Source organism: Citrobacter sp. Cpo142 (assembly GCF_030332425.1).
GTDB lineage: Bacteria > Pseudomonadota > Gammaproteobacteria > Enterobacterales > Enterobacteriaceae > Citrobacter > Citrobacter portucalensis.
Window position 1 is genome coordinate 227468 of record NZ_JAOWHW010000133.1, and the last position, 26619, is coordinate 254086.

25 protein-coding genes are annotated in these 26619 nt (G+C 52.5%); 15 read left to right on the forward strand and 10 right to left on the reverse strand.

Annotated elements, in window-relative coordinates; genetic code table 11:
• Window positions 1-74: 74 nt before the first annotated feature.
• The 3 genes from OGY18_RS18985 (at window position 75) to cueP (ending at window position 1585) form a co-directional block, all read left to right on the forward strand.
• A complete protein-coding gene (locus OGY18_RS18985; RefSeq protein ID WP_003827383.1) occupies window positions 75-365 on the forward strand; it encodes an HTH-type transcriptional regulator in 291 nt (96 codons plus the stop codon).
• Window positions 366-644: 279 nt separating this feature from the next.
• Window positions 645-857 carry a transcription antiterminator/RNA stability regulator CspE gene (gene cspE / locus OGY18_RS18990; protein ID WP_000014594.1) on the forward strand — a complete coding sequence of 71 codons (213 nt, stop codon included), beginning with the start codon at window positions 645-647 and terminating at the stop codon, window positions 855-857.
• A 188-nt stretch (window positions 858-1045) separates the two neighbouring features.
• Entirely contained in the window at window positions 1046-1585 is a 540-nt protein-coding gene (gene cueP / locus OGY18_RS18995) for a copper-binding periplasmic metallochaperone CueP (RefSeq protein ID WP_286553997.1), read from the forward strand.
• A gap of 66 nt (window positions 1586-1651) precedes the next feature.
• Here cueP and glyS read toward each other — a convergent pair whose 3' ends face one another.
• The 3 genes from glyS to OGY18_RS19010 all read right to left on the reverse strand — a co-directional run bounded on the left by glyS (window position 1652) and on the right by OGY18_RS19010 (window position 5046).
• The gene (gene glyS / locus OGY18_RS19000; protein ID WP_286553999.1) at window positions 1652-3721 is read right to left on the reverse strand and encodes a glycine--tRNA ligase subunit beta; all 2070 of its coding nucleotides are present in this window, start codon (window positions 3719-3721) and stop codon (window positions 1652-1654) included.
• A gap of 9 nt (window positions 3722-3730) precedes the next feature.
• Window positions 3731-4642, reverse strand: coding sequence for a glycine--tRNA ligase subunit alpha (gene glyQ / locus OGY18_RS19005; RefSeq protein WP_001168551.1), 912 nt, complete (start codon window positions 4640-4642; stop codon window positions 3731-3733).
• A gap of 95 nt (window positions 4643-4737) precedes the next feature.
• The gene (locus tag OGY18_RS19010; protein ID WP_020996059.1) at window positions 4738-5046 is read right to left on the reverse strand and encodes a YsaB family lipoprotein; all 309 of its coding nucleotides are present in this window, start codon (window positions 5044-5046) and stop codon (window positions 4738-4740) included.
• Window positions 5047-5218: 172 nt separating this feature from the next.
• Between OGY18_RS19010 and OGY18_RS19015 the strand changes: the two genes are divergently transcribed.
• Window positions 5219-6214, forward strand: a complete 996-nt coding sequence (locus OGY18_RS19015; RefSeq protein ID WP_003827371.1) for an acyltransferase — start codon at window positions 5219-5221, stop codon at window positions 6212-6214.
• Here OGY18_RS19015 and yiaB read toward each other — a convergent pair.
• From yiaB to xylA, 3 genes are all read right to left on the reverse strand, one after another.
• A complete protein-coding gene (gene yiaB / locus OGY18_RS19020; protein WP_126317247.1) occupies window positions 6211-6576 on the reverse strand; it encodes an inner membrane protein YiaB in 366 nt (121 codons plus the stop codon). The genes OGY18_RS19015 and yiaB overlap by 4 nt on opposite strands.
• Window positions 6577-6743: 167 nt before the next feature.
• Window positions 6744-8198, reverse strand: coding sequence for a xylulokinase (xylB, locus tag OGY18_RS19025; protein ID WP_286554003.1), 1455 nt, complete (start codon window positions 8196-8198; stop codon window positions 6744-6746).
• 71 nt (window positions 8199-8269) lie between these two features.
• Window positions 8270-9592: a xylose isomerase gene (xylA, locus tag OGY18_RS19030; RefSeq protein ID WP_003024252.1), complete on the reverse strand. Its 1323-nt coding sequence runs from the start codon at window positions 9590-9592 to the stop codon at window positions 8270-8272.
• A 361-nt stretch (window positions 9593-9953) separates the two neighbouring features.
• Here xylA and xylR point away from each other — a divergent pair, with 361 nt between their 5' ends.
• Window positions 9954-11132 carry a D-xylose utilization transcriptional activator XylR gene (xylR, locus tag OGY18_RS19035; RefSeq protein WP_003827365.1) on the forward strand — a complete coding sequence of 393 codons (1179 nt, stop codon included), beginning with the start codon at window positions 9954-9956 and terminating at the stop codon, window positions 11130-11132.
• A gap of 44 nt (window positions 11133-11176) precedes the next feature.
• Here the strand turns inward: xylR and OGY18_RS19040 are convergent, their stop codons facing one another.
• Complete coding sequence (locus tag OGY18_RS19040) at window positions 11177-12001, reverse strand: protein bax (RefSeq protein ID WP_016154930.1); 825 nt, start codon at window positions 11999-12001, stop codon at window positions 11177-11179.
• A gap of 316 nt (window positions 12002-12317) precedes the next feature.
• On the opposite strand from OGY18_RS19040, the gene malS reads away from it, so the two are divergent.
• Together malS and avtA are read left to right on the forward strand one after the other, a co-directional pair.
• A complete protein-coding gene (gene malS / locus OGY18_RS19045) occupies window positions 12318-14348 on the forward strand; it encodes an alpha-amylase (RefSeq protein ID WP_286554006.1) in 2031 nt (676 codons plus the stop codon).
• A 176-nt stretch (window positions 14349-14524) separates the two neighbouring features.
• Complete coding sequence (gene avtA, locus OGY18_RS19050) at window positions 14525-15775, forward strand: valine--pyruvate transaminase (RefSeq protein WP_003837697.1); 1251 nt, start codon at window positions 14525-14527, stop codon at window positions 15773-15775.
• A 34-nt stretch (window positions 15776-15809) separates the two neighbouring features.
• On the opposite strand, the gene OGY18_RS19055 is transcribed toward avtA, so the two are convergent.
• Window positions 15810-16283 (reverse strand): 4Fe-4S dicluster domain-containing protein, encoded by a 474-nt coding sequence (locus OGY18_RS19055; RefSeq protein WP_008786443.1) that lies wholly within the window; start codon window positions 16281-16283, stop codon window positions 15810-15812.
• Between the two features lie 117 nt (window positions 16284-16400).
• Window positions 16401-17216, reverse strand: a complete 816-nt coding sequence (yiaJ, locus tag OGY18_RS19060) for an IclR family transcriptional regulator YiaJ (RefSeq protein ID WP_003827359.1) — start codon at window positions 17214-17216, stop codon at window positions 16401-16403.
• Window positions 17217-17433: 217 nt separating this feature from the next.
• Here yiaJ and yiaK point away from each other — a divergent pair, with 217 nt between their 5' ends.
• The 8 genes from yiaK (at window position 17434) to araD (ending at window position 25010) form a co-directional block, all read left to right on the forward strand.
• Window positions 17434-18432: a 3-dehydro-L-gulonate 2-dehydrogenase gene (gene yiaK, locus OGY18_RS19065; RefSeq protein ID WP_003827358.1), complete on the forward strand. Its 999-nt coding sequence runs from the start codon at window positions 17434-17436 to the stop codon at window positions 18430-18432.
• An 11-nt stretch (window positions 18433-18443) separates the two neighbouring features.
• The gene (locus OGY18_RS19070; RefSeq protein ID WP_286549401.1) at window positions 18444-18908 is read left to right on the forward strand and encodes a YhcH/YjgK/YiaL family protein; all 465 of its coding nucleotides are present in this window, start codon (window positions 18444-18446) and stop codon (window positions 18906-18908) included.
• A gap of 13 nt (window positions 18909-18921) precedes the next feature.
• Window positions 18922-19854: a DUF4862 family protein gene (locus tag OGY18_RS19075; protein WP_286554009.1), complete on the forward strand. Its 933-nt coding sequence runs from the start codon at window positions 18922-18924 to the stop codon at window positions 19852-19854.
• Window positions 19855-19885: 31 nt separating this feature from the next.
• Window positions 19886-21205, forward strand: a complete 1320-nt coding sequence (locus OGY18_RS19080) for an MFS transporter (RefSeq protein WP_003827355.1) — start codon at window positions 19886-19888, stop codon at window positions 21203-21205.
• Between the two features lie 98 nt (window positions 21206-21303).
• Window positions 21304-22806, forward strand: coding sequence for an FGGY-family carbohydrate kinase (locus OGY18_RS19085; protein ID WP_286554011.1), 1503 nt, complete (start codon window positions 21304-21306; stop codon window positions 22804-22806).
• Window positions 22806-23468 (forward strand): 3-keto-L-gulonate-6-phosphate decarboxylase UlaD, encoded by a 663-nt coding sequence (gene ulaD, locus OGY18_RS19090; protein WP_286554025.1) that lies wholly within the window; start codon window positions 22806-22808, stop codon window positions 23466-23468. Before OGY18_RS19085 ends, ulaD begins: the two co-directional genes overlap by 1 nt.
• Window positions 23461-24321 carry an L-ribulose-5-phosphate 3-epimerase gene (locus OGY18_RS19095; protein ID WP_191235924.1) on the forward strand — a complete coding sequence of 287 codons (861 nt, stop codon included), beginning with the start codon at window positions 23461-23463 and terminating at the stop codon, window positions 24319-24321. The genes ulaD and OGY18_RS19095 overlap by 8 nt, the downstream gene beginning before the upstream one ends.
• Window positions 24315-25010, forward strand: a complete 696-nt coding sequence (araD, locus tag OGY18_RS19100; protein ID WP_286554017.1) for an L-ribulose-5-phosphate 4-epimerase — start codon at window positions 24315-24317, stop codon at window positions 25008-25010. Before OGY18_RS19095 ends, araD begins: the two co-directional genes overlap by 7 nt.
• A 42-nt stretch (window positions 25011-25052) precedes the next feature.
• On the opposite strand, the gene OGY18_RS19105 is transcribed toward araD, so the two are convergent.
• Window positions 25053-26619: methyl-accepting chemotaxis protein (locus tag OGY18_RS19105; protein WP_286554019.1), on the reverse strand; the 1567-nt coding region annotated here is incomplete at its 5' end.

Consider the following 26619-nt stretch of genomic DNA (forward strand, 5'->3'; position numbering starts at 1 on the left):
TCATTTTTTCCGACTACTCTTAATGAGCTTCGAAGAAATTCACGATCCCGCTGTGTGATTTGTAGGAGTTCTCAATGGAATACAAAGATCCTATGTTTGAACTGCTAAGCAGTCTGGAGCAGATTGTTTTTAAAGATGTATCGCAGACGGTCACTCTGCCGCAAAAAACCAACCCTTTCACCGAATTTGAACAGCTACGACGAGGGACAGGTTTAAAAACAGATGATTTTGCCCGAGTGATGGGCGTGACGGTCGCGATGGTTCATGAATGGGAGTCTAAACGCGTAAAGCCTTCCACTACCGAATTGAAGTTAATGCGCTTGATTCAGGCAGACCCTAGGTTAAGTAAGCAACTGATGGATTGAACTATTTTTCAATTTTGCTTAAGAACGGTCCTGTTACAGGGCCGTTCTCTTACGAAGGTTATCCACAAAAAAGAAAATAGTAGTTGCATCCACATGCGTAAAATGAGTTAATGCCCTCAACGGTTTGACGTACAGACCATTACAGCAGTTAGTAAGGCAAGTCCCTTCAAGAGTTATCGTTGATACCCTTCGTAGTGAGCATTTCCTTTACTGTTAAAAAATCTGTAAAGCACGCCATATCGCCGAAAGGCACACTTATTTTTTAAAAGGTAATACACTATGTCCGGTAAAATGACTGGTATCGTAAAATGGTTCAACGCTGACAAAGGTTTCGGCTTCATCACTCCTGACGATGGCTCTAAAGACGTGTTCGTACACTTCTCTGCTATCCAGAACGATGGCTACAAATCTCTGGACGAAGGTCAGAAAGTTTCCTTCACCATCGAAAGCGGCGCTAAAGGCCCGGCAGCTGGCAACGTAACCAGCCTGTAAGCTTAAAAAGCTCAAAAATTCTGAATCCCTGCCAAACGGCGGGGATTTTTTTTATCTGTACTTCGCAGCACATCCCACCTAAACGCTTCTTTGCATTACTTTACCCGTCGCCCCTTTGACCTTTCCCTAAGGGCAAGCTTTATAGTGAGCCAGTCTATATTCCACAATTTTCACAAGGAATTGAAGCTATGTCGAAATCCTCACTGCTACTGATTTTAGGTTTGCTCACCACCGGTACTGCGTTCGCGGCTACCCCAGAAGCCACTTTCCTGGCCGAACACGGGCTCAGCGGAAAATCCGTCGAACAAATCGTAGAGACGATTGATCGGTCTCCGCAGAGCCGCCCGCTGCCGTACTCAGCGTCCATCACCAGCACCGAGCTGAAGCTCTCTTCGGGCGATCAGGTTTATACCCTGCCGCTCGGTGACAAGTTCTATCTGTCGTTTGCCCCGTATGAATGGCAAACACATCCTTGCTTCAACCACAGCCTTTCTGGCTGCCAGGGCGAAATGCCGGAGAAGACATTCAATGTCAAAGTGACGGATAACAAGGGTAATGTGGTGGTACAAAAAGCGATGAAGAGCGGCCGTAATGGCTTTGTCGGGGTATGGCTACCGCGCAATATGGAAGGCACCATCGCAGTGAGCTACAACGGTAAAACGGCGGAGTATCCTATTAAGACGATGGAAGACAGCCAGACCTGTCTGACAAAATTGCAGTTGCGCTAATAACATAAAAAAATGCCGGATAAGGCGAAGCCGCCATCCGGCATTTTCTAAGTCAGCTCAGGGCCGTTACTGCAGCAGAGAAATATCCGCTACGCGCAGGAACAGCTCACGCAGTTTTTCGAGCATAGACAGGCGATTAATACGCAGATCTTTATCTTCCACGTTAACCATCACTTTCTCGAAGAACGCATCGACCGGTTCACGTAACGCCGATAGCTCAACCAGCGCTTCCTGGTAATGACCGGCAGCGAAGACAGGCTCCAGCTTATCGCGCAGCACGACAACCTGCATTGCCAGCGCAATTTCTTCCGGCTCTTTCAGCGTCGCCGCATTCACGCGGTCATTCAGCGTCTCTTCAGACTTCGCCAGGATGTTCGATACACGTTTGTTCGCAGCAGCCAGCGCGGACGCGGCTTCCAGCGTACGGAAGTGCGAAACCGCCTTCATACGTGCGTCAAAATCAGCCGGACGAGTCGGACGACGTGCCAGTACGGCCTGAATGGTGTCGACGGTGTAACCTTCGTCCTGATACCAGGCGCGGAAGCGACCGAGCATAAAGTCGATAACGTCATCCACCACGTTGGCGTTGGTCAGCTTGTCACCATACAGACGAACCGCTTCTTCGGTCAGCGTTTGCAGATCCAGATTCAGGTTCTTCTCAACGATAATACGCAGCACACCCAGCGCAGCACGACGCAGCGCAAACGGGTCTTTGTCGCCTTTCGGATGCTGACCAATACCGAAGATACCAGCCAGGGTGTCCATCTTGTCAGCAATCGCCACGGCACAAGCTACCGGGTTCGACGGCAGATCATCACCGGCAAAACGCGGCTGATACTGTTCGTTCAGCGCCACGGCTACATCTTCCGCTTCGCCATCGTGACGCGCGTAGTGCATGCCCATCACACCCTGGGTGTCGGTGAACTCGAAGACCATGTTGGTCATCAGGTCACACTTGGACAGCAGGCCAGCACGCGTTGCGTGGTTAACATCAGCGCCAATCTGACCAGCAATCCAGCCCGCCAGAGCCTGGATACGGTCAGTCTTGTCGCGCAGCGTACCCAGTTGCTGTTGGAACAGCACGGTTTGCAGACGCGGCAGATGGTCTTCCAGACGTTTTTTACGGTCGGTATTGAAGAAGAACTCGGCATCCGCCAGGCGCGGACGAACGACTTTCTCGTTACCGGAGATAATCTGGATCGGATCTTTCGATTCGATGTTGGCAACGAAGATAAAGTTCGGCAGCAGTTTGCCGTCGTTCGCGTAAACCGGGAAGTACTTCTGGTCACCTTTCATGGTGTGTACCAGCGCTTCAGACGGAACTGCGAGGAATTTCTCTTCGAACTTCGCGGTCAGCACTACCGGCCATTCCACCAGCGAGGTGACTTCTTCCAGCAGGCTTTCGCTCAGATCAGCGTTACCGCCAATCTTACGCGCCGCTTCTTCAGCATCGGCTTTGATTTTCGCTTTACGCTCAGCGTAATCCGCAATTACTTTGCCGCGCTCACGCAGGATTTCCGGGTACTGATCGGCAGAATCGATGGTGAATTCCGGCTCGCCCATAAAGCGGTGCCCGCGGATCACGCGATCGGACTGAATGCCCAGAATCGTTGCCGGAATCACTTTGTCGCCTAGCAGCAGGGTCACGGTGTGAACCGGACGCACGAAGTGGACATCAGACGCGCCCCAGCGCATCAGTTTCGGGATAGGCAGCTTCGCCAGTGACGTGGCGATCATGTTTGGCAGCAGCGTTTCTGCGCTTTCGCCTTTTACATGCGCACGGTACAGCAGCCATTCGCCTTTGTCGGTAGTCAGACGCTCAGCCTGATCAACCGTGATGCCGCAGCCACGTGCCCAACCTTCTGCCGCTTTGCTCGGTTTACCTTCAGCGTCAAACGCCTGGGCAATGGCCGGACCGCGTTTTTCAACTTCACGATCGGGTTGAGATTCCGCCAGATTCGCGACTTTCAGCGCCAGACGACGCGGCGCGGCGAACCACTGAACGTTGCCGTGCGCGATGCCAGCGTTATCCAGCTCCGCGGTAAAGTTTGCAGCAAAGGACTCAGCCAGGCTGCGCAGTGCTTTTGGTGGCAGCTCTTCAGTGCCGATTTCCACCAGAAAAGTTTTCTCAGACATGGCCGCCTCTTATTTGTCTTTGTTGCACATCGGGAAGCCAAGGGCTTCACGGGAAGCGTAGTAAGCTTCTGCCACTGCTTTAGTCAGGGTGCGAATGCGCAGGATATAGCGCTGACGCTCGGTGACGGAGATGGCTTTACGCGCATCCAGCAGGTTGAAGCTATGGGCGGCTTTCAGAATACGTTCATACGCAGGCAGCGGCAGCGGATTTTCCAGCGCCAGCAACTGCTGCGCTTCTTTTTCGTACTGCTCGAAGCAGGTGAACAGGAAGTCCACGTCGGCGTATTCGAAGTTGTAGGTGGATTGCTCCACTTCGTTCTGATGGAACACGTCGCCGTACGTGGTTTTACCCAGCGGGCCGTCGCTCCAGACCAGGTCGTAAACGCTGTCTACGCCCTGAATGTACATGGCCAGACGTTCCAGACCGTAGGTAATTTCCCCGGTTACTGGTTTACATTCCAGACCACCAACCTGCTGGAAGTAGGTGAACTGCGTCACTTCCATGCCGTTCAGCCACACTTCCCAACCCAGACCCCAGGCACCCAGCGTCGGGTTTTCCCAGTTATCTTCCACGAAACGGATATCGTGAATGGTCGGGTCCATACCCAGTTCTTTCAGAGAACCCAGGTACAGCTCCTGAATGTTGTCCGGAGACGGCTTAATCACTACCTGGAACTGATAGTAGTGCTGTAAGCGGTTCGGGTTTTCGCCATAGCGGCCATCGGTCGGACGACGAGAAGGCTGCACATAAGCAGTCGCCATCGGCTCCGGCCCCAGCGCACGCAGGCAGGTCATTGGGTGAGATGTTCCCGCGCCGACTTCCATGTCCAATGGTTGAACGATGGTGCAGCCCTGGCGAGCCCAGTAATCCTGTAAGGTCAGGATCAAGCCCTGGAAGGTCCTGGTATCAAACTTTTGCATATTATTTCGTGCTGGATACGTGTGGATTTAAAGGAAGCGATCAGTATACCCGCTGGCTGCAAGATATACAGTACGAAACGGGAAAAAGGGGGAACTTAGCGCATGGAAAGGTGCAAAAACTGCCCGTCTGCATCAAAAGAACAGACAAAACTCTCTTTACGGAAGGTAGAACCACGCATCTCATAGCTGCCCTGGAATTGTTCCAGGCCGGAGATATCAATTTTCTGCGCGCCAGTGTTGTAGCGTTGCGCCGCCTCATTTTTGCACAATGACTCCATATCCAGCGAACGCGTGGCACTGACCTTAACCTTTTGCGCTTTCTGCGCAGGTGCAGACGATTGTGTGTCAGCGCACGCTACCAGCAAAAGGGCAGCGATCGCGGGAAAGAAATACTTCATCATCATTTTATTACCGCCTGGTTTGCTGGTCAGTCTTATTATTAGTGTCTGGAAACAGATCCTATTTTGAGAATCTCATCAGACCATCTCAAGCTTTAGCGTAAGAACTCGGATTATTCCAGTGAGCTACGTTCGCAAAATATCGGTCAGACTTTTTTTAATGGACACAGAGGAACTGATGCAGCCCAAAATTTTCTGGATTGATAACCTGCGCGGGATAGCCTGTTTAATGGTCGTGATGATCCACACCACAACCTGGTACATCACCAATGCGCAAAGCGTCAGCCCGTTGAATTGGGATCTGGCTAACGTGCTCAATTCAGCCTCTCGCGTCAGCGTTCCGCTGTTCTTTATGATTTCGGGCTATCTGTTCTTTGGTGAGCGTAGCGCCAAACCGCGCCATTTCCTGCGCATCGCGCTTTGCATTCTGTTTTACAGCAGCGTGGCACTGGCCTATATCCTGCTGTTTACCTCGATCAACGCTGAGCTGTCGCTGAAGAACCTGCTGCAAAAGCCGGTGTTCTATCATCTGTGGTTTTTCTTCGCGATCGCCGTCATCTACCTGGTTTCTCCGCTGATACAGGTGAAAAATATCAGCGGCAAGATGCTACTGGCGCTCATGGTTGTGATTGGGGTGATTGCCAATCCCAATACCGTCTCGCAAAAAATCGGCGGCTTTGAGTGGCTCCCAGTCAACCTGTACATCAGTGGCGATACTTTCTATTACATCCTGTACGGCATGCTGGGCCGGGCGATTGGCATGATGGATACGCAAAAGCGTGCGCTCAGCTGGCTCTGTGCGACGGTATTTATTACCGCAGTATTTATTATTTCTCGTGGCACATTGCATGAACTGCGCTGGCGAGGCAATTTTGCCGATACCTGGTACCTCTACTGCGGCCCAGCGGTATTTATTTGCGCCGCCTCGCTCCTGACGCTGGTCAAAAATACGCTCAGCACACGTACTCTGCCGCTACTGGGCCTTATTTCTCGCCATTCATTGGGCATATATGGTTTTCATGCGCTGATCATTCACGCACTACGTACCAACGGAATTGAACTCAAAAACTGGCCACCGCTGGATATGCTGTGGATTTTCAGCGCCACGCTGGCGGGAAGCCTGCTGCTGTCCGTATTGTTGCAACGTATCGATACGCGCAGGCTGGTGAGTTAGGTGTCTCCAGGCAGCGCCTGATTACGCGAACGCTGCAGTAAAAATTGCCCCATTAAACAGACGAAGAATGCTGCCGGGTATAACCCTATTTCAAAGGGCGCCAACGGGGCATTCCACACCCCCACCAGCAACAACCCTATCGTGATGAGCACCACCATCTGACACACGGAAGCGAAGCGTTCATCAATTTGATTGAGATTTACTGCACGTTGATAGGCATACGTAACGAACATCCCCGTCATCAATGCCCCCAAAAAATACCCCTTGCCGCTCAGTAACGGGCATGCGCGCCATAAACCGATACTGTAAGTCAGTATGCCTGAGAGGAATAATATCCATGGCAACAGCCTGGTTGTCTTCATTGGGATCTCCTTATCCATCATGGATACAATATGAATAACCCGCTAAAGACAACACAGAAAAAAGCGACTACACAGGACTTTCAGAATACATCCATACGTGTAATTTATTATTTTTGTAGATATATGCATGCGGCAAATTCCCCTCTGCTAGCCAGAGGGGAAAGTGGTCAGGACATCAGCGGTTGTAATTGCTGATAGATACGACGGAAGGTTTCTCGACGCTGTTGATAACGAGTATGACGCTCCGCGTCAGGATAATGCGCCTGCTCCAGCGTAAGCTGAGGCAGTAACTCTGATAACGACGTTTGCGGATTCATGGCAACTTGCGCCAGGCGCGCCGCGCCGAGTGCAGGGCCAACGTCACCGCCGGTACGGTAATCCAGCTGCAATCCGCTGATGTCAGATAGCATCTGACGCCAGTATTCGCTACGTGCCCCGCCGCCGATCAGCGTAATGCTGGCGGGCTGAATGCCACAGGCATGTACCACGTCCATACCGTCAGCCAGCGCAAAACCCACACCTTCCAGCACCGCCTGTGCCAGTTCTGCCGGACCATGCTGATGCGTCAGACCGAAAAATACGCCCTTGGCCTGCGGATTGTTATGCGGCGTACGCTCGCCGGACAAATAAGGTAAAAACCAGACCGGCTCCGCGTGTTCATCCGCCTGTTGCGCAGCGTCAATCAACGCAGGAACGCTCGCCAGTCCGGTTAATTTTGCCGCCCAGTCCAGACACGATGCCGCACTTAACATTACAGACATCAGATGCCATCGCTCAGGCAAAGCATGGCAAAAACTGTGAACCGCACTTTCCGGTTTGCTTAGGAAACCATCACTCACCGCAAAATAGACGCCGGATGTCCCCAGCGAAAGCATCGCCTGACCGGCATTCATCATGCCTACGCCAACCGCGCCCGCCGCGTTATCACCGCCTCCGGCAACCACCGCAACCTCCTCCATTCCCCAGGCTTTGGCGACGTCTGGCAATAAGGTTCCGGTAATCTCGCTGCCTTCATAGAGCGCAGGCATATGTGCGCGAGTCAGTTTACAGGCAGCCAGCATGACATCGCTCCAGTCACGCTTCGCGACATCCAGCCACATTGTCCCTGCCGCATCAGACATATCGCTGGCATAATCACCGGTCATGCGCAAACGCAGGTAATCTTTCGGCAGCAGGACTTTATCAATCTGGTTGAAAATCTCCGGCTCGTGGCGTTGCACCCACAGCAGTTTTGGCGCGGTAAAGCCAGGCATCATCAGGTTGCCAGTGATCGCTCGAGACTGCGGAACCTGATTCTCCAGCATCACGCACTCTTCAGCACAGCGACCGTCGTTCCATAAGATAGCCGGACGCAATACCTTCTGTTGTTCATCCAGTAGCGTCGCACCGTGCATCTGCCCGGCAATCCCCAACGCTTTCACCTTGCGGAGTGAATGCTGCTGACCCAGTGCTTTTACCGCGCGATCCGTTGCCAGCCACCACTGCTCAGGGTCTTGTTCTGACCATAACGGATGCGGGCGCGAGACGGTGAGTTTCTCCGTTTGTGAAGCCACCACATCGCCCTGCTCATTGAGCAGAATGGCCTTTACGCCTGATGTGCCAAGATCTATCCCGATATACATAAGGCATCGTTCCTTAAAGAAAGGCCCGGTAGCGCTAGCTGACCGGGCTTACGGACGTTCTCAGAGACCCGTTATTTGTCGAACAAATAATGGTTTACCAGATTTTCCAGCAATTCCTGATGACCGCTCTGGTGCACTGGCGCCAGGTTGTGTTGTTCAGCGTACTGCGCAATTTCTGTCAACGTCATCTGGCCTTTCAGAATTTGCTGGCCCAGCTCACCATTCCAACCGGCATAACGTTTAGCCACACGCTGATCCAGGCCACCGTCTTCAATCATACGGGCCGCAATTTTCAGCGACAGTGCCATGGTATCCATCGCGCCAATATGACCATAGAACAGATCGTATTTATCGGTGCTCTGACGACGTACTTTGGCATCAAAATTCAGGCCGCCGGTAGTGAAGCCACCCGCTTTCAGGATTTCGTACATCACCAAGGCATTCTCTTCTACGCTGTTCGGGAACTGGTCGGTATCCCAGCCCAGCTGTGCATCGCCGCGGTTGGCATCGACAGAGCCAAACAGACCCAGCGCGATAGCGGTGGCGATTTCGTGATGGAACGAATGGCCTGCAAGCGTAGCGTGGTTGGCTTCGATATTCAGTTTGATCTCTTTTTCCAGACCGAACTGCTTGAGGAATCCGTACACGGTCGCCGCATCGTAGTCGTACTGGTGCTTGGTCGGTTCCTGCGGTTTCGGCTCGATAAGCAAAGTGCCCTGGAAACCAGTTTTGTGTTTGTGTTCCACGACTAATTGCATGAAACGACCAATCTGCTCACGTTCCTGACGCAGATCGGTATTCAGCAGCGTTTCATAACCTTCACGACCGCCCCACAGAACGTAGTTTTCACCGCCTAACTTATGCGTGGCATCCATGGCCGTAACCACCTGCGTGGCTGCCCAACTGAACACTTCTGGATCTGGGTTTGTGGCCGCACCCGCACCGTAGCGTGGGTTAGTGAAGCAGTTTGCTGTACCCCACAGCAGCTTCACGCCGCTCTGTTCCTGTTTTGCCGCCAGCACATCAACCATCTGCGCAAAGTTGTTTTTGTACTCTTTCAAAGACGCACCTTCCGGCGAAACATCCACGTCATGGAAGCAGTAGTAAGGCACGTTCAGCTTGTGGAAAAACTCAAATGCCACATCCGCTTTGCGTTTCGCCAGCGCCAGAGCTTCACCAGGCTGCTGCCATGGACGATCGAAAGCGCCCATACCGAACATATCCGCCCCGTTCCAGCAGAAGGTATGCCAGTAGCAGGCAGCAAAACGCAGATGATCTTCCATGCGCTTGCCCAATACTATTTCGTCAGGGTTGTAATGGCGAAATGCGAGCGGGTTGGTGGATTGAGTGCCTTCAAAACGAACACGATCGAGTTGGTCAAAATAAGCCGGCATAATAAGCTCCATAATCAGGTAATACGGTAAGTAAACTGCGATGTAGCTATACTGGAATTTCCTGATTTATTGCTCAATTACGTTATTTCACACCGCTATTAAGAGAATACCCAAACGTGCGCTGGCTCCCAAAAAAACGCTCTGAAAAACGAAATAAAAAAGCGATCGCGATCGAAGGTTAGCCAATAAACAAAAAACCGTAATGCGCAGATAAAAAATGGCAATTGTCATCCCACTGGCAGTATGTGAATTTTGCGTAGCACCAGGCAAATAAGAAATTTGTCACGCTTCATCAAGCAGTCGTACCTGCGATTTTGCTAGTATCGACAGGCCCACGTTAACCTTTCCAGGACAGGTTCTTATGTTTGATAAACGTCACCGCATCACTCTGTTATTTAATGCCAATAAAGCCTATGACCGCCAGGTGGTAGAAGGAGTGGGTGAATATTTACAGGCATCGCAATCCGAGTGGGATATATTCATTGAGGAAGATTTCCGCGCCCGTATCGATAATATTAAAGACTGGTTAGGCGACGGCGTTATTGCTGATTATGACGATGATGACATTGCACAATTACTTGCCGATGTGGAGGTTCCCATTATCGGCGTTGGAGGCTCCTACCATCTGGAGCAAGATTATCCCCCAGTTCATTACATCGCCACCGATAACCACGCGTTGGTAGAAAGCGCTTTCCTGCATCTGAAAGAGAAAGGGGTTAACCGCTTTGCGTTTTATGGTCTGCCTTCTTCAAGCGGCAAACGCTGGGCCGCGGAACGTGAATATGCGTTTTGCCAGCTGGTTGCCAAAGAGAAGTACCGCGGCGTTGTCTATCAGGGGCTGGAAACCGCACCGGAAAACTGGCAGCACGCGCAAAATCGTCTGGCGGACTGGCTACAAACACTACCGCCGCAAACCGGTATTATCGCCGTTACCGACGCGCGGGCACGGCACGTCCTGCAAGTCTGCGAGCACCTGCATATTCCAGTACCGGAAAAGCTGTGTGTGATTGGGATCGACAACGAAGAACTGACCCGCTATCTGTCGCGGGTGGCGCTGTCATCCGTGGCCCAGGGAGCCAGGCAGATGGGGTATCAGGCCGCTAAACTCTTACATCGTTTACTGGCAAATGAAGAGCTGCCGCTGCAACGTACACTGGTTCCTCCGGTGCGCGTCATTGAACGCCGCTCAACCGACTACCGTTCATTAACCGATCCGGCGGTGATTCAGGCGATGCACTTTATCCGCAACCATGCCTGTAAAGGTATTAAGGTTGAACAAGTGCTGGATTCAGTGGGGATTTCTCGTTCGAATCTGGAGAAGCGTTTTAAAGAAGAGGTCGGAGAGACTATCCACGCTGTGATTCATGCCGAAAAGCTGGAAAAAGCGCGCAGCCTGTTGATTTCTACCACGCTTTCAATCAACGAAATTTCACAGATGTGCGGCTATCCGTCTCTGCAATACTTTTATTCGGTCTTTAAGAAAGAGTATGACACGACGCCCAAAGAGTATCGCGATGTGAACAGCGAAGTGTTGCTGTGAGGAATATTGCCGGATGCGGCGAAGCCGCCATCCGGCACACAGAGTTACATATGCGCGGCGATTAAACGCTGGTTATCCTGATACATTGCGAACAGATAGTTGTTGTAGCTCTGTCCTTTAGTGGAATAACCCTTCAGCTTATGAATCATCGCGGTAGCGGTGACTTCCTGATCGGCTTTACGCAGCTGCGCACGTGACTTACGGAAAGAAGAGTAAGCCGGATGCGTGTTCAGGTTAATGACGTAGGCATTCACCGACTCTTTCACCGATTCAAACTGTGAGTAGCCTTTCACTTTACCCGGTGCATTGTTACAACGACCTTTGCCACATTTCATGCCAAACAGGTTGTTGTTGCTACGCGCCAGCTTCGACGTACCCCAGCCACTTTCAGCCGCAGCCATGGTTGCCACCATACTGGTCGGGATAATGTCTACGCGCTCAAGCAGCGTATTCCACGGAATTTTACGCGTGTTGCCAGACCAGTTCACCTTGTAGCGCTTCGCGATGTCTTTCATACGCGTACGCTCAGTCGGTGACCAGCGGTTCTGGTACTGTTTTGAAATCAGCCAGTTACGGTCCGCCGTAATGGCAGCATTTTGACTGGTAATATAAGGCATAACCGTCCGGAGAAACGCTTTTTTCCTTGGTGTTCCGGAAGGGTATTTTCGCAAATCAGGAAGTGAACTACTCTTTGCACTATTGCGAGAATACTCTTGTTTACTGCTAACCTGTTTATTACTTGCCTTGGTTATCTGGGGCTTGTGACTCGTTGTCGCCGTGTGTGTCTTTGCCAGCACCTCACCCGAAAATGCAACGGTGAGTAACATAAGAATCATTGCCCCATATCGTCGAATGGGAGTCAATATCATTAGGTCTCCTGGTCGGATTTATACATTCCAACACCTTATATTTTTCACAAAAATGAGAGATGAATCTCAAATCATATCAAAAATAGCCGTCAAGAGCACCCAAAGGAATAGTCCAATTCTGAAACCATGTCACGCATTAACGGTTCAGGGTGCTATTAATTCGAAGAAAATGTGGAGGTTATCGCAAAATAAGTTCATTTTTTGCGCGCGATCGCTCACCCTCACTTCTCCTCCTGGCGGAATCGACTCAAAGGAGGAGTTTCCGGCCTGATTTCACTGGCAAACTGGCGAAAATCGCAGCACCAAGGACAGCATTATGAAACTTGCCGCCGTTGCGCTGGCGCTCATGCCCGGCATTGCCATCGCCTCATCATGGACTTCTCAGGGACTCCCCACCTTCGAAGCAGAAGGTACGGGTAAATTCGTCAGCCATGCAGCGTTGACGAAGGGTACTCGTCCTCTAATCCTGAATTTTGACCAACAGTGCTGGCAGCCTGCTGATGCAATAAAACTCAACCAGATGCTGTCGCTAAAACCGTGTGAAGGCGCCCCGCCGCAGTGGCGCTTATTCAAAGACGGCGATTACACGCTGGAAGTGGATACCCGCTCCGGAACGCCAACGTTGATGCTCTCGGTAAAAAGCGCCGCTGACCCTGTCACGACCCAGATTCGCCAGTGCCCGAAATGGGATGGTTCGCCGTTAACACTGGATGTGAGCCAGACCTTTCCGGAAGGTGCCGTGGTACGTGATTTCTACAGCCAGCAAACGGCAACGGTAAAAAATGGGTCGATTACCCTACAGCCTGCTGCAGCCAGTAACGGACTGTTGCTGCTGGAACGGGCGGAAACTGACGCCCCAGCCGCTTTCGACTGGCATAACGCTACGGTGTACTTCGTCCTGACGGATCGCTTTGTAAATGGTGACCCAAGCAACGACCACAGCTACGGGCGTCGCAACGACGGCATGCAGGAAATTGGCACTTTCCACGGGGGCGATTTGCGCGGTCTGGCCAGCAAACTCGACTATCTACAACAGTTAGGCATCAACGCCCTGTGGATCAGCGCGCCGTTTGAGCAAATCCACGGCTGGGTCGGCGGTGGCACCAAAGGTGATTTCCCCCATTATGCTTACCACGGCTATTACACTCAGGACTGGACCACGCTCGACGCGAATATGGGTAATGAAGCTGACCTGCGTGCGCTGGTTGACGGTGCGCACCAGCGCGGCATTCGCATCCTGTTCGATGTCGTCATGAACCATACCGGCTACGCCACGCTGGCGGATATGCAGGAGTATCAGTTTGGGGCCCTGTACTTGTCGGGCGATGAACTGAAAAACACGCTCGGTGAACGCTGGACGGACTGGAAGCCAGCCGCCGGGCAAAGCTGGCACAGCTTTAATGATTACATCAACTTCAGCGATAAAGCAGGCTGGGAAAAATGGTGGGGGAAAAACTGGATCCGCACCGATATTGGCGATTACGACAATCCGGGTTTTGACGACCTGACCATGTCGCTGGCTTTCCTGCCCGATCTGAAAACCGAATCCACCACGCCTTCCGGGCTGCCAAACTTTTATCAACACAAACCGGATACGCACGCTAAAGCTATTGCTGGTTACACGCCCCGCGATTATCTGACCCACTGGCTCAGCCAGTGGGTGCGTGATTACGGGATTGACGGGTTTCGGGTCGATACCGCCAAACACGTCGAACTTCCCGCCTGGCAGCAGTTAAAAACACAGGCCAGCGCGGCACTGGTTGAATGGAAGAAAGCGAACCCGGATAAAGCGCTTGATGACAAACCTTTCTGGATGACCGGCGAGGCTTGGGGTCACGGCGTGATGCAAAGCGACTATTACCGTCACGGCTTTGATGCGATGATCAATTTCGACTATCAGGAGCAGGCGGCAAAGGCCGTCGATTGTCTGGCGAGTATGGATCTCACCTGGCAACAGATGGCGGAAAAATTGCAAGATTTCAACGTTCTGAGCTATCTATCCTCGCACGATACGCGTCTGTTCCGCGAAGGTGGAGACAAAGCCGCCGAGCTATTGCTGCTGGCGCCAGGCGCGGTACAACTCTTTTACGGCGACGAGTCTGCCCGGCCCTTTGGACCAACAGGTTCAGACCCATTGCAGGGTACGCGCTCAGAAATGAACTGGCCGGATGTGACCGGGAAATCTGCCGCCAGCGTCGCTCACTGGCAGCGCATCAGTCAGTTCCGGGCCAGACATCCCGCCATCGGTGCCGGTAAACAGACCACGCTGACATTGAAGCAGGGATACGGATTTATCCGCGAGCATGGCGACGATAAGGTGATGGTGGTGTGGGCCGGTCAGCCCTGATCCCAACAGGCTTCTCGCTGTGAATACAGCGGGAAGCTCAACACAAAATAAAAAACCAGCCAGGTAAACATCTGCAGCATAAAACATCAATCCAGCCCCTCCCCCCTGATTTGCACCCTGCCATAGGTAGCGCTATGGTTAGCCACTTTACTACTCAGTTCGACAGACCCCCTGCTATGACATTCTCACTTTTTGGCGACAAATTTACCCGCCATTCAGGCATCACCCGCCTGATGGAGGACCTCAACGACGGTTTACGCACCCCAGGCGCCATCATGCTCGGCGGTGGTAATCCGGCGCAAATTCCAGAGATGCAAAATTACTTCCAGTCTCTGCTGACAGATATGCTGGCAAACGGCAAAGCCACTGATGCGCTTTGCAATTATGACGGTCCGCAAGGGAAAACCGAGCTACTGTCTGAACTGGCGAAACTGCTACGTGAGAAGCAGGGTTGGGATATCGAGCCACAAAATATTGCACTGACAAATGGCAGTCAGAGCGCGTTTTTCTACTTATTCAATCTGTTCGCCGGACGCCGCGCTGACGGAACAACGCAAAAAGTGTTATTCCCGTTAGCGCCGGAATACATTGGCTATGCCGATTCCGGGCTGGAAGAAGATCTCTTCGTCTCAGCACGTCCGAACATTGAGCTGCTACCGGAAGGCCAATTTAAGTATCACGTTGATTTTGAACACCTGCACATCGGTGAAGAAACGGGCATGATCTGCGTGTCGCGCCCCACTAACCCGACAGGCAACGTGATCACCGACGACGAGCTGATGAAGCTGGACCGGCTGGCCAACCAGCATGGGATCCCACTGGTGATTGATAACGCCTATGGGGTACCGTTCCCCGGCATCATTTTTAGCGAAGCACGCCCGCTGTGGAACCCCAACATTGTGTTGTGCATGAGCCTTTCCAAGCTGGGTCTGCCGGGTTCCCGCTGCGGTATCATTATCGCGAATGAAAAAATCATCACTGCGATTACCAATATGAACGGCATCATCAGCCTTGCACCTGGCGGGATGGGACCGGCGATGATGTGCGAGATGATTAAACGTAACGATCTGCTGCGCCTGTCCGAAACGGTTATCAAGCCGTTTTACTATCAGCGCGTTCAGGAGACGATTGCGATTATTCGCCGCTACTTGTCTGAAGATCGTTGCCTTATCCATAAACCTGAAGGCGCGATTTTCCTGTGGCTATGGTTCAAAGATTTACCGATCACCACCGAACTGTTGTATCAGCGCCTGAAAGCGCGCGGCGTACTGATGGTTCCTGGTGACTACTTCTTCCCAGGTCTGGATAAACCCTGGCCGCATACCCATCAGTGCATGCGGATGAACTACGTACCAGAACCTGAGAAAATCGAAGCTGGCGTGAAGATTCTGGCTGAAGAGATCGAACGCGCCTGGCTGGAAGGCTAACGCAAACCCGACCCAGGTGTGGGTCGGGCTCACTTCACAGCGGCTGTGAACGCAGGCGCTGGCGCTGAATACTGACGGCATCAACACACTGCAACGCGCTGGTCGGGCAGGCTTCGACACACGCTGGTCCCGCCTCGCGATGCCAGCACAAATCGCATTTTATCGCCTGCACCCGCGACGAACGGGCAACGACATTCATTGCCCCAAACGGGCAGGCCAGCATACAGCTTTTACAACCAATACAACGTGCCTGTTCAACGAAGATATGCCCATGTTCACGACGAATGGCGTGAGTTGGACAAACATTCGCACAGGGAGCGTCTTCGCATTGATGGCAGGCGACCGCCGTGGTAAAGGCGTCGTCTTTGATTACCCGAATCCGCGGGATAAACGCAGAAGAAGAGACCGACGCACAGTCCTGGTTTTGCTGATGCGCGACGACACAGGCAACTTCACAGGTACGACATCCAATACATTTTGCCGCATCCGCCATAATAAACGCGTTCATTGCCCCCTCCTTCTGCGTGAAAACCACAGAGTGCCAGAGAGACCGCCCCTGACGCTTTGATCGGACAGGGGAAACGGTTAAATAGTGTCAGGTGCCTGAACGACGCCTGGCATGTGCCTAATCGCGAACGGTAAAACCCAGCTCATTTGAAATGGCCTGCGCGGTTTCCCGTAGCGGCTTGAGTAGATTTTTTTCCCCTATCTGCTTAAGTCGCGAGGTAGAGAGTGAAATTGACACTGCGTACGGCACCCGACCATGAATATCAAACACCGGCACGGCAATACAGGAAACGCCCAATTCGTTCTCTTCCCGATCCATCGCCATACTGCTTTCGCGGATCTGCGCCAATTCGTCGTACATCGCCGGTAAACCGGTAATGGTATTGCGGGTCAGCGGCTGAATAAGATCCTGATGGCTCTCCCAGTAAGATTTCACATAATCCGCATGCCCAAACGCCATGTAAATTTTACCCATCGCGGAGCAATACAGTGGCATATGTTGACCGATATAAGCGCGAGTACGCAGCATGCCCGTCGTCGGTTCCAGCTTATAAATCAGAATCGCGTGGTCATCTTCACGGCTGGAGAAGTTGATTGTTTCACCAGTAGCAATATTCAACGCTTCGAGGTGCGGAGCGGCAACATGGATGATATTCAGTGACGACAGCGCCTTCTGCCCAACGGCGATAAATTTGGTGGTCAGCCTATAGCTACCCGCAGCAGGTGCAGGCGTGACATATCCGCAGGACTGCAGCCCTTGCAGGAGTCGATGCACAGTACTTTTGTTCAGCCCGGCCAGTTCAGACAGATGGGCCAATGGGCACCCATTCGGATAGTTACTCAGAATCTCAATCAACATCAAACCACGGAACAGGCTCTGACTTCCGGCTGGCCTCTCTTTGTCTTGCGTCATTTCACTCTCTTTTGTGCCCATCGCTTCCGCTCCCCTTTTCGTCGCGCTCTGATGGTAGCGCAAAGTGTGTTTCAGTTCACGATCTGAACCGAAAAAACACAACTATTTGATTTTGATGATTTTAAAAAATAGACCACCCCGTTGATCTGTCAAAATTTGATCGCTATATTTGAAATCAGATTTCGCATAGTGAAATTTAGAGATAAAAAAGCGATCAAATTTAAACAAGGAAACAGGAATGAAAGTCACTTTTGAGCAGTTGAAAGATGCGTTCAATCGGGTACTGCTGGCACGCGGTATTGCCGTTGAAACCGCCGATGCCTGTGCCGAAATGTTTGCGCGCACCACCGAGTCCGGCGTTTATTCGCACGGTGTGAATCGTTTTCCTCGTTTTATTCAGCAATTGGATAACGGCGACATCATTCCTGAGGCCAAACCGCAACGCATTACCAGCCTGGGGGCGATTGAACAATGGGATGCCCAGCGTTCGATCGGCAACCTGACGGCGAAAAAGATGATGGACAGAGCCATTGAGCTGGCCTCCGATCACGGTATTGGCCTGGTCGCACTGCGTAACGCCAACCACTGGATGCGCGGTGGCAGCTATGGCTGGCAGGCGGCGGAGAAAGGTTACATCGGTATCTGCTGGACTAACTCGATTGCCGTCATGCCGCCGTGGGGTTCGAAAGAGTGCCGCATTGGCACTAACCCGCTGATCGTCGCGATCCCCTCATCGCCAATCACCATGGTTGATATGTCGATGTCCATGTTCTCCTACGGCATGCTGGAAGTGAATCGCCTGGCCGGTCGCGAACTGCCGGTGGATGGTGGCTTTGATGATGAAGGCAATCTCACCAAAGAGCCGGGCGTTATCGAAAAAAACCGCCGCATTTTGCCAATGGGTTACTGGAAAGGTTCAGGCCTGTCGATTGTGCTGGATATGATTGCCACCCTGCTTTCTGATGGCTCTTCCGTTGCAGAAGTCACCCAGGATAACAGCGATGAATATGGCGTTTCACAGATTTTTATCGCCATTGAAGTGGATAAGCTGATCGATGGTGCCACCCGCGATGCCAAGCTACAGCGGATTATGGATTTCATCACCACCGCCGAACGCGCAGATGAAAACACGCCTGTCCGTCTGCCGGGCCACGAGTTTACAAAGCTACTGGAAGAAAATCGCCGGAACGGTATCACCGTTGACGACAGCGTCTGGGCAAAAATTCAAGCCCTGTAAGGAGCAACACCATGATCTTCGGACATATTGCTCAACCTAACCCATGCCGTTTGCCCGCTGCGATTGAAAGGGCGCTCGACTTTTTGCGCACCACAGATTTTCGCAAACTGGAGCCGGGCGTGGTGGAGATCGACGGTAAAAATATCTTCGCGCAAATTATTGATTTAACCACGCGTGACGTTGCCGAAAATCGTCCTGAGGTGCATCGCCGCTATCTGGATATTCAGTTTCTGGCCTGGGGTGAAGAGAAAATCGGGATCGCCATTGATACCGGGAATAACCAAATCAGTGAATCGTTATTAGAACAGCGCGATATTATTTTTTATCACGCCAGCGAACATGAATCTTTCATTGAAATGATTCCGGGAAGTTACGCCATATTCTTCCCGCAGGATGTTCATCGTCCAGCATGTCATAAAACTGTCGCCACGCCGATCCGCAAAATAGTCGTGAAGGTTGCTATTTCAGTTTTATAAAAGGAGCACAAAAATGAAAGCTAACACTACCGGTTATATTATCGGTGCGTACCCTTGTGCACCCTCATTTCACCAAAAGGGTGAAGAGGAAGAGAAGGAATTCTGGCGACAGCTCTCCGATACAGCGGATATTCGCGGACTGGAGCAGCCCTGCCTTGAAAATCTGCATCCGTTAGGCGACGAATGGTTGTTACGCCATACGCCGGGCGACTGGCAAATCGTGGTCACGGCTATTATGGAAACCATGCGCCGTCGCGGTACTAATGGTGGCTTCGGGTTGGCTTCCAGCGACGAAGAACAGCGTAAAGCCTGCGTGGCGTATTACCGTCATCTGCAGCAGAAAATCAACCATATCAATGCGGCCAACGGCGGAAAAGTAATCGCGCTGGAGCTGCATGCGGCCCCACTAGCAGGCAACCCGAACGTCGATCAGGCCACCGACGCGTTTGCTCGTTCACTGAAAGAAATTACCCGCTGGGACTGGTCCTGCGATCTGGTGCTGGAACATTGCGATGCCATGACAGGTCCCGCGCCACGCAAAGGCTTTTTACCGTTAGACAACGTGCTGGACGCGATAACCGGATATGGCATCAGCGTGTGCATTAACTGGGCGCGCTCGGCTATTGAAGGGCAGAGCCCCACTCTACCGCTGACCCACACGCAGCAGACCAAACGGGCTGGGAAACTGGGCGCACTGATGTTCTCCGGCACCACGCTTACGGGGGAATACGGCGAGTGGCAGGACTTACATGCACCGTTTGCCCCTTTCTGTCCAGAAGGTCTAATGACCACAGAGCATGCCCACGAATTATTCGCCTGCGCAGGAGTTGAGCCATTGCAATTTTCTGGCATTAAATTGCTGGAAATAAATGCCAGTGCAGATGTGAACCATCGTGTAGCGATATTGCGCGACGGTATCGCCGCATTAAATAAAGCAAAACTATAAAAATAAAATACTACTCTACGAGAATATTAATATGAACATGACCTCTCGCCCTACACTTCAAGACATACCCCGTCAGCGCTGGCTACGGATTATTCCACCTATTCTCATCGCCTGTATTATTTCTTATATGGACCGCGTCAATATCGCATTCGCGATGCCCGGCGGAATGGATGAGGAATTAGGTATTTCCGCCACCATGGCCGGTCTGGCCGGCGGTATTTTCTTTATCGGCTATCTGTTTTTACAGGTTCCCGGCGGAAAAATTGCCGTTCACGGCAGCGGCAAGAAATTTATCGGCTGGTCGCTGGTTGCCTGGGCGGTCATTTCCGTTCTGACGGGTTTAATCACGAATCAGTATCAACTGCTGGTTTTGCGCTTCTTACTCGGCGTTGCCGAAGGTGGCATGCTGCCGGTCGTGCTGACGATGATCAGTAACTGGTTCCCCGATGCAGAACGCGGTCGCGCCAATGCGATTGTGATTATGTTTGTGCCGATTGCCGGGATCATCACCGCCCCGCTCTCGGGTTGGATCATTACCGTTCTCGACTGGCGTTGGCTGTTTATCATTGAAGGTTTATTGTCGGTCGTCGTCCTGGTGCTGTGGGCCTATACCGTTTACGACCGTCCACAGGAAGCGCGCTGGATCTCTGAGGCCGAGAAAAATTACCTCGTTGAGACGCTGGCCGCCGAGCAAAAAGCCATTGCCGGAACCGAAGTCAAAAATGCCTCTCTGAGTGCAGTGCTGTCCGATAAAACCATGTGGCAGCTAATCGCGCTGAACTTCTTCTATCAGACCGGGATTTACGGTTACACCCTGTGGCTGCCGACCATCCTCAAAGAGTTGACGCACAGCAGCATGGGACAGGTCGGCATGCTCGCCATTCTGCCATACGTCGGCGCAATTGCCGGGATGTTCCTGTTCTCTTCACTCTCTGACCGCACCGGTAAACGCAAGCTGTTCGTCTGCCTGCCGCTGATTGGCTTCGCCTTGTGCATGTTCCTCTCTGTGGCGCTGAAAAATAACGTCTGGCTGGCTTATGCCGCGCTGGTCGGCTGCGGATTCTTCCTGCAATCGGCTGCGGGTGTGTTCTGGACTATTCCGGCGCGTTTGTTCAGCGCAGAAATGGCCGGTGGCGCACGTGGGGTCATCAACGCTCTCGGCAACCTCGGTGGCTTCTGCGGTCCTTACGCGGTCGGCGTTCTCATCACCCTGTACAGCAAAGATGCGGGCGTTTACTGCCTGGCAATTTCACTGGCTCTGGCCGCGCTGATGGCGCTGCTGCTGCCAGCGAAATGCGATGCCGGCGCCGCGCCGCTAAAGACACTGAATCCACATAAACGTACAGCTTAAAACAATGCCCGGTGACGCTTCGCTTACCGGGCCTACAGGTAGCAACCGTCCCAGGCTGGATAAGCGCAGCGCCATCCGGCAAAAATGAGATAACAAAGATGAGTGAGAAAGCGACCTTCTGGCTGGGTATTGATTGTGGCGGAACATATCTGAAAGCAGGTTTGTATGATGCCAAAGGTCATGAGCAGGGAATTAACCGGCAATCGCTGCAGACACTATCGCCATTACCCGGTTACGCCGAACGCGATATGCACCAACTGTGGCAACAGTGCGTCGCGACCATTGCCGGGCTGTTAAAGCGCACAGGCGTCCGTGGTGAGCAAATCAAAGGCGTCGGCATATCTGCTCAGGGCAAAGGTCTGTTCCTTCTCGATAAGCAAGATAAGCCGCTAGGCAATGCCATTCTCTCTTCTGACCGACGCGCGATGGACATCGTTCAGCGCTGGCAGCAGGATGGGATCCCTGAGCAGCTCTACCCGGTCACCCGCCAGACATTGTGGACCGGGCATCCGGCATCGCTCCTGCGCTGGGTGAAAGAGAACACCCCTCAGCGCTACGCGCAAATTGGAAGCGTCATGATGGGTCATGACTACCTGCGTTGGTGCTTAACCGGCGTCAAAGGCTGCGAAGAGAGCAATATCTCCGAGTCGAACCTCTACAACATGACCACGGGTCAGTACGACCCGAGGCTGACCCAGTGGCTGGGCATCAGTGAAATCGACAATGCCCTGCCCCCCATCGTTGGTTCAGCAGAAATATGCGGGGAAATCACCGCTCAGACAGCCGCCATCACCGGTCTGGCGGCGGGTACCCCCGTCGTCGGCGGACTGTTTGATGTGGTTTCCACCGCACTCTGCGCCGGTATCGAAGATGAACGCACCCTCAACGCGGTGATGGGTACCTGGGCCGTCACCAGCGGGATCGCTCACGGCCTGCGCGACCACGAGCCCCATCCCTATGTCTATGGTCGCTATGTAAATGACGGGCAGTACATCGTTCACGAAGCCAGCCCAACCTCTTCCGGCAATCTGGAATGGTTTACCGCCCAGTGGGGCGAACTCTCTTTTGATGAGATTAATCAGGCCGTTGCCAGCTTACCGAAAGCCGGTAGCGAGCTTTTCTTTCTGCCCTTTTTGTACGGCAGCAACGCCGGGCTGGAGATGACCAGCGGCTTTTATGGCATGCAGGCTATACACACTCGTGCCCACTTATTACAAGCCATCTACGAAGGCGTGGTTTTCAGCCATATGACCCACCTGAACCGCATGCGCGAACGTTTTCCGCAGGCACATACCCTGCGCGTTACTGGAGGTCCGGCCCACTCCGACATCTGGATGCAAATGCTGGCAGACGTCAGCGGTTTACGTATCGAATTGCCACAGATTGAAGAGACCGGCTGCTTTGGCGCTGCGCTCGCCGCCCGCGTAGGCACCGGCGTTTATCACAATTTCAGCGACGCGCAGCGCAGCTTACAGCACCCGGTTCGCACACTGCTGCCAGACGCTACGGCGCATGCGAGCTACCAGCGTAAATACCGCCAATACCAGAATTTAATTACCGCACTACAGGGCTATCACGCCCGCATTAAGGAGCACGAATGATGAGTCGACCATTACTGCAACTGGCGCTCGACCACACCAACCTGCAGGCGGCCCAACACGATGTCGCACTGCTACAAGAGAGCGTCGATATCGTTGAGGCAGGGACGATTCTCTGCTTAACCGAAGGCCTGGCTGCCGTGAAAGCGCTGCGTACTCAGTGTCCAAATAAAATCATCGTTGCCGACTGGAAGGTGGCCGATGCGGGTGAAACCCTCGCACAGCAAGCATTTGGCGCTGGCGCTAACTGGATGACCATCATCTGCGCTGCCCCACTGGCGACGGTGGAGAAAGGCCATGGCGTCGCGCAGTCCTGCGGCGGCGAAATTCAGATGGAACTGTTCGGCAACTGGACGCTGGATGATGCCCGTGACTGGTATCGCGTTGGGGTTCGCCAGGCAATTTACCATCGTGGCCGCGATGCTCAGGCCAGCGGACAACAATGGGGAGAAGCGGATCTGGCGCGGATGAAGGCGCTTTCCGATATCGGTCTGGAGCTGTCGATTACCGGCGGTATTACACCCGCCGACCTGCCGCTGTTTCGCGACATCAACGTCAAAGCCTTTATTGCCGGACGCGCGCTGGCGGGAGCACAAAACCCGGCGCAGGTTGCCGCCGAATTCCATGCGCAAATCGACGCCATCTGGGGAGCACAGTATGCGTAATCATCCGTTAGGTATCTATGAAAAAGCGCTGGCGAAAGACCTCTCCTGGCCGGAGCGTCTGGTGCTGGCGAAAAGCTGCGGTTTTGATTTCGTCGAGATGTCGGTGGATGAAACCGATGAACGTCTGTCGCGTCTCGACTGGAGTCCTGCTCAGCGTGCATCGCTGGTGAGCGCAATGTTAGAAACCGGCGTGGCAATCCCTTCAATGTGCCTGTCCGCCCACCGTCGGTTTCCCTTTGGCAGCCGCGATGAATCAGTCCGTATTCGGGCACGCGACATCATGACCAAAGCCATTCGTCTCGCGCGCGATTTGGGTATCCGCACTATTCAACTGGCAGGTTACGACGTCTATTACGAGGAACATGACGAAGGTACGCAGCAGCGCTTTGCCGAAGGGCTGGCATGGGCAGTCGAGCAAGCCGCCGCCGCGCAGGTCATGCTGGCGGTAGAAATCATGGATACCGCTTTTATGAACTCAATTAGCAAGTGGAAAAAGTGGGATGAAATGCTGTCATCGCCGTGGTTCACCGTCTATCCGGACGTGGGCAACCTCAGCGCATGGGGTAATGACGTCACTGCCGAATTGACGCTGGGCATCGACCGTATCGCCGCTATCCACCTGAAAGACACGCTGCCGGTAACCGAAACCCATCCGGGCCAGTTTCGCGATGTGCCTTTTGGCGAAGGGTGCGTGGACTTTGTTGGTATCTTCAAAACGCTGCATGAGCTGAACTATCGTGGGTCGTTTCTGATTGAAATGTGGACTGAAAAAGCGAATGAGCCGGTACTGGAAATTATCCAGGCACGACGCTGGATAGAAGCACGTATGCAGGAAGGAGGATTTTCATGTTAGAACAACTGAAAGCCGAGGTGCTGGCGGCCAATCTGGCGCTTCCGGCTCATGGTTTAGTCACCTTTACCTGGGGTAACGTCAGCGCTGTGGATGAAACGCGTAAGCTGATGGTGATTAAGCCGTCCGGCGTGGAATATGACGTGATGACCGCCGACGATATGGTGGTGGTGGATATTGCCAGCGGCGACGTGGTTGAAGGCAGTAAAAAACCCTCATCTGACACGCCAACCCATCTGGCGCTATACCGTCGCTACCCTGAGATCGGTGGGATCGTCCATACTCACTCACGCCACGCGACGATCTGGTCGCAGGCGGGTCTTGATCTCCCGGCATGGGGCACCACGCATGCCGATTACTTTTACGGCACTATCCCATGCACCCGACTGATGACCGTGGAAGAGATCAACGGTGAATATGAATACCAGACCGGCGAAGTCATCATTAAAACGTTTGAGCAACGGGACCTGAACCCGATGCAGGTTCCGGCGGTACTGGTGCATTCACACGGTCCGTTTGCCTGGGGTAAAAACGCCGCGGATGCTGTGCATAACGCCGTGGTACTAGAGGAGTGCGCCTATATGGGGTTGTTCTCACGCCAGTTGGCCCCGCAGTTACCGGATATGCAGCCTGAGTTACTGGATAAACACTATCTGCGTAAACATGGCGCGAATGCCTATTACGGGCAGTAACATGGGAAAATAGCCGCCGTCAGATGACGGCGGCGACTTAACTTAGAAGTTCACCCAGTCAGCGGCATTTTCATTCTGCTTTACAGTCTGTGCATGAATTTTTCGAATATTCGCGACCTGATGCCGTATTTCAGGTTTATCATGCGTTATACGAAAAACGGCGATCGCCTCTTCCAGTTTGAGGGCTTGCTCCTCCAAAGAACTCGCCGCAGCAGAAGATTCTTCAACCAACGCCGCATTTTGTTGCGTTGTGGTATCCATTTCTGTCATCGCCTGAGCAATTTGCGAAACCCCGCGACTTTGTTCATCGGTCGCTACCGCAATGTCACTCATGATGTCGCGCATCCGGGTAACCGACTGCTCAATATCCGCAATTGCGATACCCGAACGTTCAACCAATGCAAAACCGGAATCCACCTGTTCAACCGATTCGGCAATCAGTTCCTCAATCTCTTTTGCCGACTGGGCGCTACGCTGAGCAAGATTACGAACCTCTCCCGCAACAACTGCAAACCCTTTCCCCTGCTCTCCAGCACGTGCTGCTTCAACGGCCGCATTCAACGCCAGAATATTCGTCTGAAAAGCTATTCCATTAATTACAGAGGTAATTTCCGAAATACGGTGTGAGCTGATTCGGACGTTTTTCATTGATTCAATGACAGCCTGAGAAATCTGGCATCCTTCATTGGCTTTTTTCGCTGCAAGTTCAGAAAGCTTTAGCGCATCGTTGGCATTTGCTGCATTAAGTGCAATGGTTGACGTTAATTCCTCCATGCTCGCCGCAGTTTCAACCACAGCAGCCGCTTGTTCTTCTGTACGAGAAGATAAATCAATATTTCCCGATGCTATCTCTGACGAGGAACGTGCAACACTATCTACACCTTCTCTCACGCCATGAATAATCGTTTTCAGATTGTTATTCATGGTATATATCGACTGCATTAATAAACCCAGCTCGTCGCGTCGTTCAGTCTTCAGGTCGTGAGTCAGATTCCCTCTGGCAATCTGTTCTGCCAAACGTAAAGTATCCTGAATCGGCGACGTTATCGAGCGCGTAATCTGCCATGCCAATAAAATCCCGATACCAATTCCCACTAAAGCCACAATCTCCATTTGCCATTCAACCGTAGTAGAAACCTCCACCACTCTTTGCTGCATAAGTGCGTGAATTTCATGAATTCCATGCGCTAATTCAGCCGCATTTTTTGCCAGCTTATCTGATACTTCAACCACTTCCTTATCTAATTGGCGATAAGGCACGATATCGCTGGCGTAGCCATCTATTTCCTTAACAATATTTTCAAGATAGGATTGCCGCTCACTTGATAATAAAGGTTTGAACCGCTCACTAAGAGCCCGGCTTTCATCAATACGGGTTTGCAGCGTATGTAATTTATTTTCTGTTGGTGATTTCAAATATTCACCGAGCAGTGAATCCAAATCACTCATCGCAAAGCTAAACTGAGATATCATCATCCTGAGCTCTGGCTGCAAAGCTACATCATAGCTCCAACGGTTCAAGCTCGTTGATTTAGGGAAGGTGCGAATAAGCAGGTCATTTCTTCCCAAGCTGACTCGCTGATTAAAATTTCGCGGATCTGGGCCGATT

What these genes read in the sequence shown, in the direction of transcription:
- glyQ (WP_001168551.1), bottom strand. Translation starts at nt 4,642, where the DNA reads ATGCAAAAGTTTGATACCAGGACCTTCCAGGGCTTGATCCTGACCTTA.
- yiaB (WP_126317247.1), bottom strand. Translation starts at nt 6,576, where the DNA reads ATGAAGACAACCAGGCTGTTGCCATGGATATTATTCCTCTCAGGCATA.
- malS (WP_286554006.1), top strand. Translation starts at nt 12,318, where the DNA reads ATGAAACTTGCCGCCGTTGCGCTGGCGCTCATGCCCGGCATTGCCATC.
- cspE (WP_000014594.1), top strand. Translation starts at nt 645, where the DNA reads ATGTCCGGTAAAATGACTGGTATCGTAAAATGGTTCAACGCTGACAAA.
- OGY18_RS19070 (WP_286549401.1), top strand. Translation starts at nt 18,444, where the DNA reads ATGATCTTCGGACATATTGCTCAACCTAACCCATGCCGTTTGCCCGCT.
- xylR (WP_003827365.1), top strand. Translation starts at nt 9,954, where the DNA reads ATGTTTGATAAACGTCACCGCATCACTCTGTTATTTAATGCCAATAAA.
- avtA (WP_003837697.1), top strand. Translation starts at nt 14,525, where the DNA reads ATGACATTCTCACTTTTTGGCGACAAATTTACCCGCCATTCAGGCATC.
- OGY18_RS19040 (WP_016154930.1), bottom strand. Translation starts at nt 12,001, where the DNA reads ATGATATTGACTCCCATTCGACGATATGGGGCAATGATTCTTATGTTA.
- yiaJ (WP_003827359.1), bottom strand. Translation starts at nt 17,216, where the DNA reads ATGGGCACAAAAGAGAGTGAAATGACGCAAGACAAAGAGAGGCCAGCC.
- OGY18_RS19010 (WP_020996059.1), bottom strand. Translation starts at nt 5,046, where the DNA reads ATGATGATGAAGTATTTCTTTCCCGCGATCGCTGCCCTTTTGCTGGTA.
- cueP (WP_286553997.1), top strand. Translation starts at nt 1,046, where the DNA reads ATGTCGAAATCCTCACTGCTACTGATTTTAGGTTTGCTCACCACCGGT.
- OGY18_RS19085 (WP_286554011.1), top strand. Translation starts at nt 21,304, where the DNA reads ATGAGTGAGAAAGCGACCTTCTGGCTGGGTATTGATTGTGGCGGAACA.
- araD (WP_286554017.1), top strand. Translation starts at nt 24,315, where the DNA reads ATGTTAGAACAACTGAAAGCCGAGGTGCTGGCGGCCAATCTGGCGCTT.
- OGY18_RS19075 (WP_286554009.1), top strand. Translation starts at nt 18,922, where the DNA reads ATGAAAGCTAACACTACCGGTTATATTATCGGTGCGTACCCTTGTGCA.
- xylB (WP_286554003.1), bottom strand. Translation starts at nt 8,198, where the DNA reads ATGTATATCGGGATAGATCTTGGCACATCAGGCGTAAAGGCCATTCTG.
- OGY18_RS18985 (WP_003827383.1), top strand. Translation starts at nt 75, where the DNA reads ATGGAATACAAAGATCCTATGTTTGAACTGCTAAGCAGTCTGGAGCAG.
- glyS (WP_286553999.1), bottom strand. Translation starts at nt 3,721, where the DNA reads ATGTCTGAGAAAACTTTTCTGGTGGAAATCGGCACTGAAGAGCTGCCA.
- OGY18_RS19095 (WP_191235924.1), top strand. Translation starts at nt 23,461, where the DNA reads ATGCGTAATCATCCGTTAGGTATCTATGAAAAAGCGCTGGCGAAAGAC.
- yiaK (WP_003827358.1), top strand. Translation starts at nt 17,434, where the DNA reads ATGAAAGTCACTTTTGAGCAGTTGAAAGATGCGTTCAATCGGGTACTG.
- OGY18_RS19015 (WP_003827371.1), top strand. Translation starts at nt 5,219, where the DNA reads ATGCAGCCCAAAATTTTCTGGATTGATAACCTGCGCGGGATAGCCTGT.
- OGY18_RS19055 (WP_008786443.1), bottom strand. Translation starts at nt 16,283, where the DNA reads ATGAACGCGTTTATTATGGCGGATGCGGCAAAATGTATTGGATGTCGT.
- OGY18_RS19080 (WP_003827355.1), top strand. Translation starts at nt 19,886, where the DNA reads ATGAACATGACCTCTCGCCCTACACTTCAAGACATACCCCGTCAGCGC.
- xylA (WP_003024252.1), bottom strand. Translation starts at nt 9,592, where the DNA reads ATGCCGGCTTATTTTGACCAACTCGATCGTGTTCGTTTTGAAGGCACT.
- ulaD (WP_286554025.1), top strand. Translation starts at nt 22,806, where the DNA reads ATGAGTCGACCATTACTGCAACTGGCGCTCGACCACACCAACCTGCAG.